This window comes from Thiomicrorhabdus hydrogeniphila, assembly GCF_054656895.1.
This window is the reverse complement of the sequence record NZ_BAAHXL010000001.1, coordinates 1,891,361-1,909,414: the sequence shown is the minus strand read 5'-3', so window position 1 is coordinate 1,909,414 and position 18,054 is coordinate 1,891,361. Positions and strand designations below refer to the sequence as shown.

The window sequence follows — 18,054 nt, the reverse complement described above, 5'->3', positions numbered from 1 at the left end:
ACCTTAGCCAAAGACTTTAATAACGAATTTTATCGCTCTTGTTTTTCCAATCATTAAAAGGACGAATCGCTTCGTCTTCTAACATTCTGTGGGTTGGAATACTTCTTTCTGAAATGGGTTTTGAAATTTCGGAGTACAGCATTTCATCATCAAAACCAATATCGGCAGCATCTTCACGAGAGTTTGCATAATAGATGGTTTCAAGCCTGGCCCAGTAAATAGCGCTTAAACACATAGGGCAAGGTTCGCAACTGGTATAAATTTCACAACCAGATAAGTCAAATGATTCTAGAAATTTACAGGCCTCGCGAATGGCTGTTACTTCGGCATGAGCGGTAGGATCATTGCTAGAGGTGACTTGGTTATAGCCTTCGGCAATAATTTTTCCGTCCTTTGTAATAACGGCACCAAATGGGCCACCAAATCCCGCTTCCATTTTGGTTTGCGATAGCTCAATAGCATGACGCATAAATTCTTTACTGCCGCTTGTTGTAGAATTAGATTGGCAATCACACATAATGGTTCCTTTTTGTTGTAGATAAATCCGTTGGCTGATTGTTTATATTAGCCATGCTTTGTATTTGTAAAATTTGAGCGACAACCGAAACAGCAATAATTTCTGGCGTTTTACCTTGAATAGACGGTAGGCCAATTGGGCAAGTTAAGCTGTTTAGCTGTGTATCTGTAATACCAGATGCTTTTAGTTGTCTTTGAAAACGAATCTTTTTAGTTTTGGAGCCAATTAATCCAAAATACGTATGGTTATTACGTTTTAAAATGGCTTCAGTGATTTCATAATCTAATTTATGGCTATGTGTTAAAACTAAAAAGTAAGCGTTGTTAGGGGCTTCTGATACATAGGTTTGCCAGTTTGTTGTGTGTACAGAATGTACATTACTTGCGTTATTAACGGGCTGTTGTTCTAAGCGGCTATCGATGCAGGTTATGTTTACATTTAAATGTTGTAATTGATTCACAATGGCTTTGCCAACATGTCCTGTACCAAAAATATAAACTGGTAGAGATGCGTTATGAATAGGTTCGACTAATTGATTTTTTTTAGGTAGCCAGTGAATTTTATCAGTGGATTGTTGGGCTTTTTTATCAGTATGTATATATCGAATATTTTGTTGTAAATCGGTAATTAACCAGGCCTGGTAATTTTGATTCTGAAACAGATATTTTTTTAAGTTTTTAAGCCAACCAGAGGTTTGAGGATTCACTTTTTCAAATAATAACTGCACAACACCACCGCAACACTGATCATATTGTGGGGTAAGAGGGGTTGTATATTCTGTAATTTGATTTTCAATAGACTGGCTAAGGTGTTCTTTTGCTTGTTTAATAGCAAAAAATTCTAAGTTACCACCTCCAATCGTACCAATGATTTGAGATTGAGTAACCATCATTTTGGCTCCCATTTCTCGTGGAGACGAACCTTGTACCTTACCGACTGTTACCAGTACAAAAGGTTCTTTTGTTTCTGCTAGATTGGCTAAAGATTCCAAATTAAACATGCTGTTCATCCTTGTGATTTTGGCGTAATGCTTCACAAGCTAACAAAACACGTTCGGGTGTGGCCGGGGCATCCAGTTTTGGACAGGCCTGGTAATTTGCAACGCTGGCCACAGCATGTGTTAAAGCATTAAATACACTAATTCCTAACATTAACGGTGGTTCGCCAACAGCTTTAGAGCGGTATATTGTATCTTCGCGGTTAGCATCACAACGCAGATGAATATTCATTTCTTTTGGACGATCACCAAAAGATGGGATTTTATAGGTAGAGGGTGCATGTGTTCTTAAGCGACCTGAATCATCATAAACTAACTCTTCCGTGGTTAACCAGCCCATACCTTGAATAAAACCACCCTCAATTTGCCCAGTATCAATTGCAGGGTTAATACTGTCGCCACAATCATGCACGATATCTACGCGATTTACTTTGTATTCACCAGTAAGCGTATCTATCGTGACTTCTGAGACCGCTGCACCATAAGCAAAATAGAAGAAGGGGTGGCCTTTACCCATTGTTTGGTCAAAATGAATTTTAGGTGTTTGATAATAGCCTGTTGTAGAGAGTGAAATACGGGCAAAGTAAGCCTGCATAACCAAATCTTTAAAAGCCACTATTTCATGACCGATTTGCACACCTTTTGCCGTAAATTGGATATTAGTGCTATCCACTTTATATTGACTACTTGCAAAATCAATTAATCTTTCTTTTAAAATAATGGCGGCATTTTGTGCGGCTTTACCATTTAAGTCACAACCACTAGAAGCCGCTGTTGGCGATGTATTGGGTACCTTAGCGGTATCGGTTGCGGTGATTTTTATTTGTTCAATTTCAACCTGAAACTCTTCTGCTACAATTTGTGCTACTTTGGTAAATAAGCCTTGCCCCATTTCTGTTCCACCGTGGTTAAGGTGAATTGAGCCGTCGGTGTATATGTGTAATAAAGCCCCTGCTTGGTTTAAATGGGTTGCTGTAAAAGAGATACCAAATTTAACCGGTGAAAGAGCAATCCCTTTTTTAATATAAGGACTATTTTCATTAAACTGCATGACGTTTTTAAGGCGTGTTTTATAGTCAGAGCTGGCTTCAAGTTCAGCTGTAATTTCATGAATAATATTGTCGGTAACGGGCATGTAATAAGGGGTAATGTTGCGATCATTAATGCCATAGTAGTTTAGTTTACGAATCGATAAAGGATCTTGCTTTGTGTGATAAGCAATTTCATCCATAACACGTTCTATGGCAACCATGCCTTGTGGGCCACCAAAACCACGAAATGCGGTATTAGAAACAGTATGTGTTTTGCAACGGTGTGATACGATTGAAACATTATCTAGGTAGTAGGCATTATCTAAATGGAACATGGTTCTATCATTAATGGATGCAGATAAATCGGCAGACATTCCGCAACGAGAAGCTGCTTCAAAGGCAATGGCTTCAATTAAACCGTCTTGATCAAAACCAACATCATACTGAATGACATAATCATGTCGTTTGCCAGTCATAGTCATATCATCATCTCTATCTAAACGCACTTTAGCAGGCCGTTTGGTGTGATGCGTAACCAGAGCAGCAATGCTCGCAAATAAAGCGGGTTGAGACTCTTTTCCTCCAAAACCGCCACCCATACGACGCATCTCTACATGAATGGCGTGATCGGGTAAACCAATGGCTCTTGCACAACAATGCTGCACTTCAGTAGGGTGTTGAGTTGAACTATGAACCTTGATGTCGTTGTCTTCACCAGGAATAGCCATTGCAACATTGGATTCTAAATAAAAATGATCTTGACCACCAATCTCTATTTCACCTTGAATTCGGTATTTGGCTTTTAAAAGTGTTTCATGTGGATTACCACGCAAAAAGGTTTTAGATTCCAGCACAAAGGAATTTTGTTCTAAGGCTTGTTTAACGGTTGTTATGGCAGGTAAAGGTTCATATTCTACAACCGCTAATTGCGCCGCTTCACGCGCTATGTCAATAGAATCGGCAGCAACCGCAAAAAGGGATTGGCCAATATATTCAACTAAACCATCTGCAAAAATAGGATCACCATCAATCACTGGCGCAAAATCATTTTTACCTGTCACATCTTTTGCGGTAAGCACTTTTGTAACGCCAGGAAAGGCAATTACCTTTGAAATATCTAAAGACAAAACCTTAGCGTGAGCTTGTTCACTTTGTGCAATATATACATGCAGTAAATCACGCGGTTCAGGTAGGTCATCAATATAAAAGGCTTCACCACTTACGTGCTTTTCGGCACTATCATGTTTTACCTTAGCACTTACACCTGTTTTGATTTTAGGGAGTCGCTGTGGTTCGGTAGAAGGCATTGTATTAAGCATGTTTAATCTCCCCTGTATGCAAGATTTGAATGGCTGTATTTTGAGGAGAGTCAGAGAGCAAATTTTTAGATTGCGATTCAATAAAAAACTTACGTAAAAGATTTTTAGCAACCGCTATTCGGTATTCACTAGATGCTCTAAAATCACTAAAAGGTTGATAGTCTTCACTGAGTTTTAAACAGGCCTGGTCAATATTTTCAAGATTCCAGGTTGTATTAATAAGCGCCGCTTCGGTTTGTTTTGCTCTTAATGGCGTAGCGGCCATTCCGCCATAACAAAGGCGAACCGTAGTAATTTCGTTATGGTTTAATTCAATATAAAACGCAGCACTTACTGAAGAGATATCTTGTTCAAATCGTTTGGAAATTTTGTATAAATTAAACAGGCCTGGTCTATTAATAGGTACGCGAACTTTTTCTATAAATTCATTTGCTTTACGGTCTTGTTTACCATAGGCAATAAAGTAGTCTTCTAAAAGCATTTCTCGTGAGCCTTGTACACTACTTAAAGTAATTTTTGCGCCCAAAGCAATAAAGGGAGGAGGGATATCACCAATGGGGGAGCCATTTGCGATATTGCCAACGATGGTTCCAGAGTTACGTATTTGTGTTGAGCTATGTCTTTCTAAATACCCTTCCATTTGTGGAAAGTGTTTGATTAATACAGGCATGGCTTCGCTATAAGTTACCGATGCACCCAACTCAATGTAATCTTCTTTTTCGGTAATGGTTTTTAATTCAGGAATTTGACCTAAATAGATAAGTGTTTCTAGCTTTTTACGCTGTTTGGTAACCCATAAACCTAAATCAGTTGCACCTGCTAATAAGTGAGCAGAAGGTGTTGAGTCTAAGGCGTTATTGAGTTCAGTGATATTGCTTGGTTGAATATAGGTTTGCGCCTTGTTAGTAAAAGATTTTTTACATTTTGGAGTAATGCTTTTAAGTTGTTTTATGATGTCGGCATTTTCTTGTTCAATAGTCACTTGGTTTTCTAGCGCTTTTTGAATAAATGTTTTTGCAGATTCAATAATAGGGCCGTAACCGGTGCATCGACAAAGATTACCCGCATAGGTTTTATTTAAACAATCTGTTTGGGCTGACGCATTATTACAGGCCTGGTAATTTGAGCTCGAATCGTTTTTAGAAAGACGCGTGTTTTGGTATAAAGCAAAACCAGACATAACAATACCAGGCGTGCAAAAACCACATTGAGAAGCATGATGATCAACCATGGCTTGTTGAACAGGATGCAGTTGATTATCTTGGTTTTTAAGGTGTTCTACAGTTAAAACTTGTTTTCCATCCAACATAGGTAAAAAAAGTATGCAGGCATTAACCGCTCTATAAGTTATTTGACCTTGTTGTAATTCCACTAAAACAACAGTACAAGCCCCGCAATCACCTTCAGCACAACCCTCTTTAGTTCCAACTAAATCGGCTTCTGTTCTAAGGTAATTAAGCAATGTTAGAGTAGGTGAACAGTCTTTTACGGTAACGAGTTTTTGGCCTAAAAAGAATTTAATATCGTTTGAATTCATAATGTTATCTCTTGAATTAAAATAGATTAGCTACCGCGATAGGTACTAAAGCCAAAAGGTGATACCAATAATGGAACATGATAGTGAGCGTCTTTATCTGAAATACTAAACTGAATCGGTATATCACTTAAAAATAACGGTTCTATTAGATTGTTTTGTGTGTGTTTAAAATAGGGGGCCATTTCAAATAATAGTTGATAAGTACCAATTTCCATTTGCGCTGATGTTAATAGCGGTTGCTCTGATCTACCATCAATATTTGTTACGACTTCATTTATTAAGGTAAACCCATCTTGGGAATATTTAAAAAGTTTTATATGCACACCCTCAGCAGGTAAACCTAAGCTGGTATCTAAAATATGTGTTGTCAGTCCGCTCATAAAAAACAGCCTTTTATTTTGTTTTCAAATGTTTTAATTGATTGTACACAATCTTAAATATTAATAATAGGTTTAATTATCATAGTAAAGACAATATATTTAAATTTTGTATACAAATAGTAAGAATTAAACCGTGAGGAAAGAGAAAAAAGTTTAAAATTAACTAATAATCTTGAGTTTTAAAAATATGATTAAAACCCATTAAATTAAAGGTTTAAGAGCAGTTAAGTTCTAAATTGTTAGATTGCAGTTAAGATAAATTATGAAAAAACGGTAAAAAATAGTTACCATTGTTTTTATAAATTGTATACAATCAATGTCAGGAACAAGGTTTTTTGAGATTGATTTTCTATTGGAAGGAGTTTTGTAAACATGGAAAAGTCGAAAGGATCAAGAAACCAAGAACAAGTCATTTATGACAGACTGTTTGATGTCATTCTTGAGCAAAAGTTGCAACCAGGTTCCCGTTTAACTGAGGTACCTCTAGCCGAAATTTTTGGCGTGAGTCGTACAATAATACGCAGAGTACTATTAAGGCTTTCACATGAAGGTGTTGTAGAGATTAAGCCAAATGTCGGAGCAAGTGTTGTGGCGACTCCGCCAGAAGACGTTGAACAGTATTTTGAAGCCCGAAAAATTATTGAAGGAGCGATAGCAAAAAAGTTAACTGGCCATCTTACGGATTACCAAGCAGAAATGTTAAGTTCAATGGTTAGGGAAGAGAATCGCATGTTTGATTTAGGAAATCTTGCAAAAGGGTTACGTAAATCAACAGAGTTTCACTTTTTTCTTGCTGAAGCGGCTGGTAATCAAGCTTTAGAAGAAATTGCTAAACAGTTAATTGCTAGAACTTCTCTAATAGTGTCGCAATATAACTTAACGGGCTCAGGTGGTTGCGCTTGTATTGATCACAACACATTGGTAGACATTTTACAAAACGGTAAACCAGAAGTTGCTGAAAAAATGATGATTGATCATATTGATCATATCGAGCAAGGATTACAGCTAAGTGAGAAGGCCGTTGAGCCGGATCTTTATGCTTTATTAAAAGATAATTAATCTTATTCTCTAAATGTTGGGGATAAGTGTTCTAAGCCATTAAGGGAGAACGACATGGATCCTCAAATTATTGAGTGGTTAAATTTAAATATAAAATGGATACACCTTATTGTAGGGATAGCATGGATTGGTGCTTCATTTTATTTTAACTGGCTAGAAGGTAATTTAGAACGTAATAAACCCGGTTTAAACAAAGGTGTGGCAGGCGATTTATGGGCTGTACATGGCGGTGGGTTTTATCACGTTGAAAAGTTTGAAAACTCGCCTGAAAAACTACCCGATGTGTTGCATTGGTTTAAGTGGGAAGCCTACCTAACTTGGATAACGGGTTTTGCTATGATGATTTTGGTGTTCTATATGACACCAAGTATGACACTTGTTGATAGCTCTGTTATGGATATTTCACCTAACCTTGCCATTGCCATTAGTCTACTTTCTATGCTGTTATCTTGGGTTGTATATGATCAACTATGCAAAACTAAGTTGTCAGAAAATGGCACTTTATTCTTTTGGATAATCTTTATTGGTTTAACAGTCGTTGCCTATGTTTTAACTCAAATCTTTAGTGCAAAAGCAGCTTATATTCACGTTGGAGCCATTATTGGTACTATTATGGTCGCCAATGTCTTTTTTGGCATTATTCCTTCACAAAAAACCATGGTAAAAGCGATGGAAAAGGGTGAAATTCCTGATCCAATAGTAGGCAAACTTGGTTATCAACGTTCATTACACAATAACTATTTTACGCTTCCCGTTCTGTTTATTATGATCAGTGGCCATTACCCGCTGACTTATGGTAGCGAATATAACTGGCTGGTTCTTGCTGCAATTTCTTTAATTGGTGTGTTTGTTAGACACTACTTTAACCTTAAAAACCGTGGTCAAAATAAAGTTTGGATGTTACCCGTTGCCGCTATTTTAATGGCTGTGCTAGCGTATTTGACCATGCCTAAAAAAACAGACGTTACCCTTAGTTCTTCCGTTAGTTATGAGCAAATTGCTCCGGTTATACAACAGCGTTGCGCTACTTGTCATGCTGTTAATCCAACCGATCCTGCATTTAAAGTTGCGCCAAAAGGGGTCGCTTTAGAAACACAAAGTGATTTAGAACGTAATGCGGATATGGTTTATGCACAAACAGTCACCACCCATGTCATGCCAATAGGTAATCTCACTAAAATGACAGAACAAGAACGTACTTTACTTGACGGTTGGTATCAAACCTACAAGCAGAGTTTAAAACAGTAATTAAAAGGCTTAAGCAATGGTAAAACTCTACGACAGAGATTTAATCGGTTACGGACAAAATCCACCAAAAGTTTCTTGGCCGGGTGGTGCTCGTATCGCTGTACAGTTTGTTATTAATTATGAAGAAGGTGGCGAAAACTGCATATTGCATGGTGATAAGACGTCAGAAGCTTTTTTATCCGAAGTGGTGGGGGCTTCTGAATGGCCTGGTCAACGTCATATGAGTATTGAATCGGTTTATGAATATGGTACAAGAGTTGGTTTTTGGCGATTACATAAGTTGTTTACCCAAAATAATATGCCTGTAACCGTTTTTGGTGTGGCTATGGCTTTGCAACGTAATCCTAACGCAGTGAATGCTATGTTAGAGGCTAATTGGGAAATCGCTTCTCATGGTTACCGTTGGATTGACTACCGAAATGTACAAGAAGCAGTAGAGCGCATGCATATTCAAAAAGCGTTAGAAATTCACACCCAAATGACAGGCAAGCCACCAGCAGGTTGGTATATTGGTCGCAATAATGATCGTACACGTAAAATTATTTTGCAACAAACAACGCCATTATATGATGCAGACTCTTATGCCGATGAATTACCCTATTGGATAAATAACCCTGCAACAGACGATGACAAACCGCATTTAATTGTGCCATATACCCTTGACGCAAATGATATGCGTTTTGCCACTTCGCAAGGTTTTAATTCAGGCGAACAGTTTTTTCAATACTTAAAAGATTCATTCGACGTTTTGTATGAAGAAGGTGAAACTGAACCCAAAATGTTGTCAATTGGCCTGCATTGTCGATTAATTGGCAGGCCTGGTCGATTTGCGGCACTTAAACGTTTTATTGAATATATACAAAAAAAACAAGACGTATGGGTATGTACTCGGGAACAAATTGCCACACATTGGCATGAAAAACATTATCCAAATAAATCTGAAATTAATATCTAAATAAATCTATCTATTACAAATTTGTTGGCAACGGCGTCGACATTAATTTTATTAAACGATCCTCTCTTAATGAGAACAATGGAGATTACTCTCATGAAATTAAAGATGTTTTTTGCCGCCGTTTTAGCGACAACAAGTTTATCGGCTTTTGCCGCCACCCCAGTTAAATTTACACTTGATTGGAAGTTTGAAGGACCTTCTGCCGCTTATTTAGCAGCTATTGATAAAGGCTTTTATAAAGAAGAAGGTTTGGATGTCACCATTGATTCAGGTAAAGGTTCCTTAGATGCTATTCCTAAAGTAGCTTCTGGTACTTATGAGTTTGGTTTTGCAGACATCAATTCATTAATTAAATTTAAAGATCAAAATCCTAGCTCTAAATTGCAAGGTATTTTAATGGTCTATAACAAACCGCCATTTGCCATTATAGGAACCAAACAAACAGGCGTTTCTAAGCCTAAAGATTTAGAAGGTAAAATTTTAGGCGCTCCAGCGCCAGATGGTGCCTATGCACAATGGAAAGCGTTCACTAAAGTGGCAGGGGTTGATGCTTCAAAAGTGACTATCGATAATGTGAGTTTTTCTGTTCGTGAATCCATGCTGGTTCAAAAGCGTGTTGATGCGATTGCCGGCTTTTCATTTTCATCATTCTTAAATTTAAAGAAAATAGGTTTAAAGCCTGAAGACATTAATGTCATGTTAATGGCTGATTATGGTTTAAAACTTTATGGTAATACTTTGATTGTTAATCCGGAGTATGCAAAACAACATCCAGAAGTTGTTAAAGGATTTATTAAAGCAACAATTAAAGGCTGGAAATACACCATCGAACATCCAGCAGAAGCCATTAAGTTAGTTATGGCTAAAAATAAGATTGCCAAAGAATCTGTTGAATTAGAGCGTTTACAGATGTGTATTAACGATAATGTTATGACTGAGGACGTTAAAGCGAACGGCTTTGGGGATGTGGATTATGGACGTTTAGCAGAATCGATTGAGCAAATTGGTTATACCTATACTTTTAAAAATAAGCCACTCGCTAAAAATGTGTTTACAGAAGCCTACTTACCAGCGAAATCAGAAAGAGAGATGTAAGTTATGTCTGATTTTATACAGCTAGAAAAAGTTTCTTTGAGTTACAACGGTTCAGAAAAACTTGAAGACATGGCTATTCATGAAGTCAATTTAACCATAAAAAAAGGAAGTTTTACTGCAGTTGTAGGTCCTAGTGGCTGCGGTAAATCAACCATGATGAAGTTATTATCGGGGTTGCAAGCCCCGACGTTAGGTTATGTCTTTATGAATAATCGTGAAGTTAATGGCCCTGTTTCTGGGGTTGGAATGGCTTTTCAAAAATCAACGTTGTTACCATGGCGAAATATTATAGATAACGTATTGTTACCGTTTGAAGTTAGCCCTGATTACGAAAGGCAGTACCGAAAAAATAAACAAAAATACATTGATAAAGCAACTGAGTTACTAGAACAAGTGGGTTTAAAAGGCTATGAAGATAGTTTTCCATGGGAGCTATCAGGGGGAATGCAACAGCGAGCATCTATTTGCCGTGCCTTAGTGCATGAACCAAGTTTACTCATTTTAGATGAACCATTTGGTGCTTTAGACTCTTTTACTCGTGAAGAGCTCTGGGTTATGTTGAGTGAACTTCAAGAGGCCAAAAAGTTTACCGTTTTATTGGTTACTCATGACTTAGAAGAAGCCTCTTATTTGGCAGATGATATTTATGTTATGTCTACTCGACCAGGACAAATTGTTCATGAAGAAAAAGTCGATTTTACTCGTCCAAGATCCATTGATATTCGTTACGATACGGAATTTACGCATCTTGTACAAAAACTCCGTGGCTTTATTAAAGCGGCTAAGGAGGCAGCATGAAAAAAACCGCATGGTCATCATTAACGGAATCCAAATCTTATGAATATGGCGCACCTTTACTGATATTTTTTTCAGCCATTGGTATTTGGCAGATAACGTGTATGTTGGGAAATATTCCCGAGTATTTTTTACCATCACCTATTCGAATATTTCAATCGATGGTGGAATATCAAGATGCGTTACTTGAAAATGGTTGGCAAACTTTAAAAACCACCATTATTGGTTTTGCCATTTCGGTTGTCTTTGGAGTGGCTGTTGGGGCATTAATTGGTAATTCAAAAACCTTATACAATGCTTTATATCCGTTATTTATTGCCTTTGAAACGGTACCTAAAGTGGCCGTTGTGCCTATTTTAGTACTATGGTTTGGTATTGGTACAACGCCAGCAATTTTAACCGCATGGCTTATCTCATTCTTTCCAATTGTTGTTAATGTATCAACAGGCCTGGCAACTTTAGAACCAGAAGTGGTTGATGTAATGCGAGCACTTAGAGCCAGTAAACGTCAAATCTTACTTAAAGTCGGTATTCCTAATACACTGCCGTATTTTTTTGGAGCCTTAAAAATTTCAATCACTTTAGCGTTTGTTGGTTCGGTGGTTGCAGAGACCGTTGCTGCTAATTCAGGTGTAGGGCATTTAATGCTTTCAGCTCAAGCCAATTTTGACGTTCCGTTAGTTTTTGCAGGCCTGGTTGTTTTAGCAATAGAAGGCTTAGCCGTTTATACGTTGTTTGCATTATTAGAAAAACGCATGACTAAATGGGCATTTAGAAACTAAATTAAATAGAGAAGTATTTATTTTATGACATTGGACGAACTTAATAAATTACCGACCAAATCCTTTTTAGAGCAGTGTAAGTCGTTATTGGAACATTGTGATTGGGTTTTACCAGTCTTAGAGGAATCTCGTCCATTTATGAGTGCTTTAGATATGCAAAATAAACTGGCTGTTGCAATCAAAAATGCGCCTTTAGGTCTTCAGAAACAAGCGTTGCAACTACACCCTAAGCTTGGTGTAGGCAAAGCTCAACCAGGTTTTTCTCAATCAGAACAACAGCAGGCAGGTTTATCCAGTTTGAGTGAAGATGAACTGATGTTATTTAAGAAGTTAAACCATGAATACGAAAACAAAATGGGGTATCCATTTGTGGTCGCTGTTACAGGGATGAATAAGACACAGATATTGACATTGATGCAACAGCGCTTAAATCAAACAGAAGAGATTGAATGGCCTGTATCCGTTGCAGAACTGATTAAAATTGCTCAGATAAGAGTGAAAAAACTAATAGATTAGATTATTCAAAAGCTTTAATTAGGGTTGTATAGAGAAATATCAACGTTTTAATAGGATGGTTAAAAAGCATTTTTAACCATCTATTTTAATCATCTATTTTAACTATCTAATGAAAAATACGTTTATTCATCTGCGTGTTTGGAGATTGGTTTTACGTAATCTAATTCCAAATCCCATGGAAAATAAATCCAAGTATCTTGTGGTACTTCCGTTATAAAGTTGTCTACTAAAGGTCTACCTTCAGGCTTTGCGTATACGGTTGCAAAATAAGCTTTTGGTAGTCGTTCACGAACAAACCTTGCCGTTTTACCTGTATCAACTAAATCATCAATTAATAGATAATTTTCACCATCGGTTGTTGCTGTTACGTCATTCAACACAACAGGCTCACTTATTTCTTTATGACTATAGGTTCTAACCGAAATAGTATCAACAACTCGGATTCCAAGTTCACGTGCAATAATACCAGCGGGAATCATACCGCCACGTGTAATCGCAATAATGCCATCCCACTTTTTATCAAGCGCAATTAATTCATGTGTTAAGGCTCTGCAGTCTCTATGAAGTTGATCCCAAGAGATAATATGTTTTTTAATTTGGTTGCTCATAAAAGACCTTTTTTTTTAATTTTGGCAATTATACAGTAATCTATCGATATCAACAGTTTGAAGACAAATATATCTGTAAAAACGCACTGATAAATTAAGTGAAAGTTTTGCACGATTCATAGACGAAAGAAAAGTAGACGTAAGTACCCCTTGAAGGCAAATAATTACTGGTTGAGCCTGAAGTTCAGTTTATAACTAGAGATTGACAAGTTTTAGCATGAAGAGCTGTGTGGTTTTATTAGACCACTACAATATTGACTTATGAATTTGAAAATGACGTTTAAATACATGAAAAATATGTGTTTGATAAAAAACTATATGAATTGTATTTTAAATCTTATATAGAATTTTTAACAAAAAAAGGGCCATAAGGCCCTTGTATAAAGAACTAATTTGATTTTATTAAACCTAATTAGTCTTTCTTGAAAAACGAAATTGGTGGAGCTGGGGGGAGTCGAACCCCCGTCCGCGAAGCCGCCATCTAAAAATCTACATGTTTATTTGGTCTATTCATTTAACTACAATGCTTCCCGGCCAGCAGGGAACACATTAAGCGAGCTTGTGAAGTTTGATGCTAAACACCCAAACACGTATTTAACACGGTTCTATGTAAGATGATACAGCGATCAGGGGCCATAGACAACTTGCCTGAGCTGCACTAGCGGCCTAAGCTGCTAGAGAGTAGTTATCGTCGTTTGCAACTATAACAAAATTGAAATAAGGATTTACGTGCATCATTCAGGCACGACATGCATCTCAAATTTTGTACTCCCCGTCGAAACCAGTACAGCCCCGAATTTTTCTTGTTAACCGATATTTTGGTTAGCAAGGGGAATTTATAAGAGTTGAGGTATTATTGGGGGTGAATCAAAATAATTCAAGGGATGGTTTGAATAAAAACCTAAAAAACGCGATTTTCTAGGTTTTATTATTTAAAAGGGTGATGAAAACTTAACAGGTTTGTGTGAATCGATTAATGAATTTATCGAATATCACCTTTTAAAATACGTTGTTTGTCTCGATTCCAATCACGTTCTTTCATGGTGGCACGTTTGTCGTGCTGTTTTTTACCTTTGGCTAGGCCAATGGATAGCTTAACTTTACCTTGCTTCCAATAGAGTTCTAAAGGCACAACGGTGGAACCGTCAATTTCGACTAGACCACGTAGGCGGTTAATTTCACGGCGGTGCAGTAGTAGTTGGCGAGTGCGTAATGGGTCGTGAAAGTTATGGGTCGATGCGGTCATTAGTGGGGTAATTAAGGCACCAAATAGCCAGGCCTGGTTATCTTTAAAGGTCACATAGCTTTCACCCAGTTGAATTTTACCAGCACGTAGGCTTTTTACTTCCCAACCTTCTAGGCTTAACCCTGCTTCTAGCGATTCTTCTATAAAATAGTCAAAACGTGCTTTTTTATTGAGAGCAATGGTATTTTCTTTATTAAATTTTTTCTTTTTAGCCATGGTGTTATCTTTAAATCAGTATTAAGTTGTGTGGTTTTAGCTGGGCGATTAATTGGGTGGTTAAACAATCCAAAATGCTAAGTGAAACCTTTATTTATCAACTTGTGTATAAGTTGTTCGGTATTATAGCAGGCCTTTTGGATTGTGTAGCGATGCTTATTTGAGTTGACGTTTGGTAAGACAAAAATCCATGACTTCTTCTGGCACAAAATCGGTCATTCGTTTGGTGTCTAGCGTAAATGTTCTAATGTGGTCATTATCGGCTTCTAAAGTAAAGTTCATGTTTTGTTGTTGTTTAATGGCGTTATTTAATTGCTTAAAAAAGTCTTTTGCATCATCTGGTGTGTCGCTTGCTCTAAAGCTAGGCATTTCTTTAAAGGTAAAAGAATAGAACCAAGTCATTCCCATTTCACCTGGTTGTAAGGTGTTTTGGGTTTTAAAAAGACCGGTTGTATGATTGGTTTGCCCGCCAACGGAAGGATGGTAAGTTTCTGAGTTATCGCCCACTTTTACGGTCATTTTTTGTTTATCGTCATAGACGTAACCCAGTTTGGCAAATGAGGATGAAGCATTGCTTAGCTTGCCGTTTTCAGCCAAGTTTTTTTGTTGATCAATATATTCCATACTAAAGTTGGTAAAAAAAGGTTTGCACTGCATGGTAAATGCAGCTTGTGGGCCAAACTGTTTTGGTATGTATAATACGCGTGCTTTTTTAACGGCGTCTGTAAAATCATCTGCTTCGTAAGTTACGATCCAAGTATCAGAAAGCGGTGTAGATGGATTTTCTATGATTTTATCATTACCCGCTAAGCTGGGAACGGCATAACTAATAAAGCCTAAAATGAATAAGGGTGTTATTAGGGTTTGGCTAATCTTTTGAATACGGCTTGGTGGGTGATTACATGCTTGAGCTTGAGTATTTATTATTGCGGTCACAACAATCTCCAGTAATGAACTTGCTTAAAATAGATTTTTAGCTAAGTGAGTGAGCATATTTAAAATATACCATACGGTTTTATTTATTTTAACACTGGGTTGATTAAAGAATGTGATTCTTGACCACAGGGTATACCAGGCCTGGTAAAATGCCATATTGATTAGCTTACAGCTAATAATTTTTAATAAAAGACATAAAACGAACCTAATTTAACATGAAGAAAATTGCTAGAACGGCATTATTGCCTTATTCCGCCCAACAAGTTTATGCACTGGTTAATGATGTAAAATCGTACCCAGAATTCTTGCCGTGGTGTGGTGGGGCAGATGTTTTAAATTGTACGGATTATGAGATGCAAGCGAGTGTTACTATTGCTAAAGCAGGAATTAAACAAACATTTAAAACGCAAAATCATCTCGTGCCAGGTGAACGTATTGAAATGCACTTATTAGATGGGCCGTTTAAATCGTTGCGTGGTGAATGGGAGTTTAAAGCACTGGATGAAGATGCGTGTAAAATCATATTTGAAGTTGAATTTGAAGTGAGTAATGGATTATTAAATATGGCAATAGGGCCAATTTTTGAACACATAGCTAGCACGATGGTAGATTCTTTTTGTGAACGTGCAAAACAGATATACGGATAAAAAGAGAGTAATCAATGAGTGATATGATTCAAATAGAAGTCGCTTATGCATTAGAAGATATTCAATACTTATTTGCAGAACAAGTTGAAAAAGGCACCACGGTTGAACAAGCCTTGCAGCAGTCTAAACTATTAAAAGAATTACCAGGCCTGGTAATTGATAAAGTGGGTATATTTAGTAAATTAGTTAGCTTAGAAACCGTTTTGCGAGAAGGCGATAGAATTGAAGTGTACCGTCCACTAAAAGTAGATCCAAGAGATAGACGTCGTCAAAAAGTAGAAGAAGAGCGTAAAGCGGCTAAATAAAGATAAAAATAGCGTAGAAACCATAAATAAGAAGGCCTGGTAAGTTTAATTTACCAGGCCTTTTTTTATTTTTGGAGAAGTTGACGTTAAGATGGTTTAAAACCAACCTAAACCTAACCATGAATCATCTTTATTAATGTCAATGGCTTCTTTTTCTTCTTTCCAAGAGCTAAGTAATTTATCTTTATCAAATGTTAATACCACATGCGAACGTTTATTCTTAGTTTGCGAGTTGGTTTCAGAACTGTAATAAATATATTCCCAATGCTCTGGGTTAAAAGGATTTTGACCCATTGGAGGCCCTAATAACTCTCTAACTTGAGATTGAGTTAACCCTTCTTGAAGCAGTGATAATGACTCTTTAGTCATGACATTACCTTGCGTTAATGGCGCTTTATAAGGCTCTAAATAAGAACAACCTGATAATAAACCTATGCTGAATAGCCCAATTAAAAAAAGCGAACGTGAACGAGCCAGTAAAGTAAAAGAATTATTTGTTTTAGACATGCTTTCCTCAGAATGAAGAATGCCTTTTATTGGGATTAAAAAGGCATTTTTCTGTAAAATCATTATTTCTATTTAAATTTTAGTTACGGATAATTTAGGGTATTATACACACTATTCTCAGTATGCACCTTTAGTCATATCAAAAAAAAATAGTGGCCAAAATATGAGAGATATTATGCTTTTTATTGCAGTTGTTATGGCAAGCAATATATCAAAACCTGTAATTCCTTGAGGGCAGTGCATTCTCTCAGAGTTAAGTAGATAATTATTGGGTCATTGAGTTTACAAAGTTAACGGAAAGTTATTTAAACTTAATTGGTTTGTTAATGTTTTAGCAACCCCCAAATAACAAAATAAAAAAGTAAGAGGGCAGCTTAAATGAGCGGAGCAGAACTTAAAAAAGTCGGTTTAAAAGTGACTTTACCAAGATTAAAAATTTTAGAAATATTAGAAACTTCAGGTGATCAGCATCATTTAACGGCTGAAGATGTTTATAAAATTCTTTTAGAACAAGGTGAAGAAGTTGGTTTAGCCACCGTTTACCGAGTGCTTACTCAGTTTGAACAAGCAGGTATTGTAAGACGTTTAAATTTTGAAAATAATATCTCAATTTTTGAACTAGATACAGGTGATAATCACGACCATTTAGTCTGTTTAAAAAGTGGAAAAGTAAAAGAATTTGTTGACCCTATTATTGAAAAACGAATTCAAGAAATCGCTAAAGAAAATGGTTACGAATTATCGGGCCATAGTTTGGTTATTTACGGTACCTTGCCTCCTGAATTATTAAAATAGAACGTTTTAATATTTTGTGATTTGTTAAAAGAGAGCCTAACGGCTCTTTTTTTTACTTTAAAAATCTTTGGCTTATTTACATTGAGGTTTATTATTAAGGTATCTGCGTTAAACAAAGTCATTGTGTGAGAAATAAAATGAAAAAAACTGCAAATGTAGTCAGCCAAACCCGTAATGTGTTTGGTAAACCTATGAAAATATGCTGTTTAGAACCTGCAACTGGGTATTACCGTGATGGGTTTTGTCATTTTGGCGAGGACGATTATGGCGTGCATGGTGTTTGCGTTGTAATGACGGCAGAGTTTTTAGCGTTTAGTAAAGAGCAAGGTAATGATTTAAGTACCTCTATACCAGAATATGGTTTTGTGGGTTTAAAACCAGGCGATGCTTGGTGTTTGTGTGCCGATAGATGGATTCAAGCTTATAACCAAGGTATGGCACCAAAACTGAAACTGGAGAGTTGTCACCATATTTTATTAGAACTTGTGCCTTTAGAGGTTTTGCAACAATTCGCGGCAGACTAAGCTCTATAATCAGCTTTAAAACAAAGGTTTAAAACAATA

At 36.8% G+C, this 18,054-nt stretch carries 20 protein-coding genes and 1 other RNA gene; 11 read left to right on the top strand and 10 right to left on the bottom strand.

What is annotated here, in order from left to right; translation table 11 throughout:
- Window positions 1-16: 16 nt before the first annotated feature.
- Genes ACYQ0E_RS08650 through uraH form a run of 5 tightly spaced genes read right to left on the bottom strand, consistent with a single transcriptional unit; the run spans window position 17 to window position 5,781 of the window.
- Window positions 17-517 (bottom strand): nucleoside deaminase, encoded by a 501-nt coding sequence (locus ACYQ0E_RS08650; RefSeq protein ID WP_460187831.1) that lies wholly within the window; start codon window positions 515-517, stop codon window positions 17-19.
- Window positions 510-1,517, bottom strand: a complete 1,008-nt coding sequence (gene xdhC / locus ACYQ0E_RS08645) for a xanthine dehydrogenase accessory protein XdhC (protein ID WP_460187830.1) — start codon at window positions 1,515-1,517, stop codon at window positions 510-512. The genes ACYQ0E_RS08650 and xdhC overlap by 8 nt, the downstream gene beginning before the upstream one ends.
- Complete coding sequence (xdhB, locus tag ACYQ0E_RS08640) at window positions 1,510-3,864, bottom strand: xanthine dehydrogenase molybdopterin binding subunit (protein WP_460187829.1); 2,355 nt, start codon at window positions 3,862-3,864, stop codon at window positions 1,510-1,512. The genes xdhC and xdhB overlap by 8 nt, the downstream gene beginning before the upstream one ends.
- Window positions 3,857-5,401, bottom strand: a complete 1,545-nt coding sequence (xdhA, locus tag ACYQ0E_RS08635) for a xanthine dehydrogenase small subunit (protein WP_460187828.1) — start codon at window positions 5,399-5,401, stop codon at window positions 3,857-3,859. The genes xdhB and xdhA overlap by 8 nt, the downstream gene beginning before the upstream one ends.
- Before the next feature lie 26 nt (window positions 5,402-5,427).
- On the bottom strand, window positions 5,428-5,781 hold the full coding sequence (gene uraH / locus ACYQ0E_RS08630; RefSeq protein WP_460187827.1) for a hydroxyisourate hydrolase: 354 nt from the start codon (window positions 5,779-5,781) through the stop codon (window positions 5,428-5,430).
- Between the two features lie 372 nt (window positions 5,782-6,153).
- Here uraH and ACYQ0E_RS08625 point away from each other — a divergent pair, with 372 nt between their 5' ends.
- The 7 genes from ACYQ0E_RS08625 to uraD all read left to right on the top strand — a co-directional run bounded on the left by ACYQ0E_RS08625 (window position 6,154) and on the right by uraD (window position 12,231).
- Window positions 6,154-6,840, top strand: coding sequence for a GntR family transcriptional regulator (locus ACYQ0E_RS08625; protein WP_460187826.1), 687 nt, complete (start codon window positions 6,154-6,156; stop codon window positions 6,838-6,840).
- Window positions 6,841-6,894: 54 nt separating this feature from the next.
- Window positions 6,895-8,088: a urate hydroxylase PuuD gene (locus ACYQ0E_RS08620; RefSeq protein ID WP_460187825.1), complete on the top strand. Its 1,194-nt coding sequence runs from the start codon at window positions 6,895-6,897 to the stop codon at window positions 8,086-8,088.
- Between the two features lie 16 nt (window positions 8,089-8,104).
- Window positions 8,105-9,043, top strand: a complete 939-nt coding sequence (gene puuE / locus ACYQ0E_RS08615) for an allantoinase PuuE (protein ID WP_460187824.1) — start codon at window positions 8,105-8,107, stop codon at window positions 9,041-9,043.
- Window positions 9,044-9,136: 93 nt separating this feature from the next.
- Entirely contained in the window at window positions 9,137-10,138 is a 1,002-nt protein-coding gene (locus tag ACYQ0E_RS08610) for an ABC transporter substrate-binding protein (RefSeq protein WP_460187823.1), read from the top strand.
- 3 nt (window positions 10,139-10,141) lie between these two features.
- Window positions 10,142-10,936 (top strand): ABC transporter ATP-binding protein, encoded by a 795-nt coding sequence (locus ACYQ0E_RS08605; protein WP_460187822.1) that lies wholly within the window; start codon window positions 10,142-10,144, stop codon window positions 10,934-10,936.
- A complete protein-coding gene (locus ACYQ0E_RS08600; RefSeq protein ID WP_460187821.1) occupies window positions 10,933-11,715 on the top strand; it encodes an ABC transporter permease in 783 nt (260 codons plus the stop codon). Before ACYQ0E_RS08605 ends, ACYQ0E_RS08600 begins: the two co-directional genes overlap by 4 nt.
- A gap of 24 nt (window positions 11,716-11,739) precedes the next feature.
- The gene (uraD, locus tag ACYQ0E_RS08595; protein WP_460187820.1) at window positions 11,740-12,231 is read left to right on the top strand and encodes a 2-oxo-4-hydroxy-4-carboxy-5-ureidoimidazoline decarboxylase; all 492 of its coding nucleotides are present in this window, start codon (window positions 11,740-11,742) and stop codon (window positions 12,229-12,231) included.
- Window positions 12,232-12,353: 122 nt separating this feature from the next.
- Here uraD and gpt read toward each other — a convergent pair whose 3' ends face one another.
- The 4 genes from gpt to ACYQ0E_RS08575 all read right to left on the bottom strand — a co-directional run bounded on the left by gpt (window position 12,354) and on the right by ACYQ0E_RS08575 (window position 15,237).
- On the bottom strand, window positions 12,354-12,839 hold the full coding sequence (gene gpt, locus ACYQ0E_RS08590; protein ID WP_460187819.1) for a xanthine phosphoribosyltransferase: 486 nt from the start codon (window positions 12,837-12,839) through the stop codon (window positions 12,354-12,356).
- A 436-nt stretch (window positions 12,840-13,275) separates the two neighbouring features.
- Window positions 13,276-13,633, bottom strand: a transfer-messenger RNA (tmRNA) gene (gene ssrA, locus ACYQ0E_RS08585).
- A 188-nt stretch (window positions 13,634-13,821) separates the two neighbouring features.
- Window positions 13,822-14,301 (bottom strand): SsrA-binding protein SmpB, encoded by a 480-nt coding sequence (gene smpB / locus ACYQ0E_RS08580; protein ID WP_460187818.1) that lies wholly within the window; start codon window positions 14,299-14,301, stop codon window positions 13,822-13,824.
- A gap of 156 nt (window positions 14,302-14,457) precedes the next feature.
- A complete protein-coding gene (locus ACYQ0E_RS08575) occupies window positions 14,458-15,237 on the bottom strand; it encodes a hypothetical protein (protein WP_460187817.1) in 780 nt (259 codons plus the stop codon).
- Between the two features lie 215 nt (window positions 15,238-15,452).
- Between ACYQ0E_RS08575 and ACYQ0E_RS08570 the strand changes: the two genes are divergently transcribed.
- Together ACYQ0E_RS08570 and ACYQ0E_RS08565 are read left to right on the top strand one after the other, a co-directional pair.
- Window positions 15,453-15,884: a type II toxin-antitoxin system RatA family toxin gene (locus tag ACYQ0E_RS08570; protein WP_460187816.1), complete on the top strand. Its 432-nt coding sequence runs from the start codon at window positions 15,453-15,455 to the stop codon at window positions 15,882-15,884.
- A gap of 14 nt (window positions 15,885-15,898) precedes the next feature.
- The gene (locus ACYQ0E_RS08565; RefSeq protein ID WP_460187815.1) at window positions 15,899-16,189 is read left to right on the top strand and encodes an RnfH family protein; all 291 of its coding nucleotides are present in this window, start codon (window positions 15,899-15,901) and stop codon (window positions 16,187-16,189) included.
- Between the two features lie 96 nt (window positions 16,190-16,285).
- Here the strand turns inward: ACYQ0E_RS08565 and ACYQ0E_RS08560 are convergent, their stop codons facing one another.
- The gene (locus tag ACYQ0E_RS08560) at window positions 16,286-16,759 is read right to left on the bottom strand and encodes an outer membrane protein assembly factor BamE (protein WP_460187814.1); all 474 of its coding nucleotides are present in this window, start codon (window positions 16,757-16,759) and stop codon (window positions 16,286-16,288) included.
- A gap of 315 nt (window positions 16,760-17,074) precedes the next feature.
- Here ACYQ0E_RS08560 and fur point away from each other — a divergent pair, with 315 nt between their 5' ends.
- On the top strand, window positions 17,075-17,491 hold the full coding sequence (gene fur, locus ACYQ0E_RS08555) for a ferric iron uptake transcriptional regulator (RefSeq protein ID WP_460187813.1): 417 nt from the start codon (window positions 17,075-17,077) through the stop codon (window positions 17,489-17,491).
- 137 nt (window positions 17,492-17,628) lie between these two features.
- Window positions 17,629-18,015, top strand: a complete 387-nt coding sequence (locus ACYQ0E_RS08550; RefSeq protein ID WP_460187812.1) for a DUF2237 family protein — start codon at window positions 17,629-17,631, stop codon at window positions 18,013-18,015.
- Window positions 18,016-18,054 lie beyond the last annotated feature (39 nt).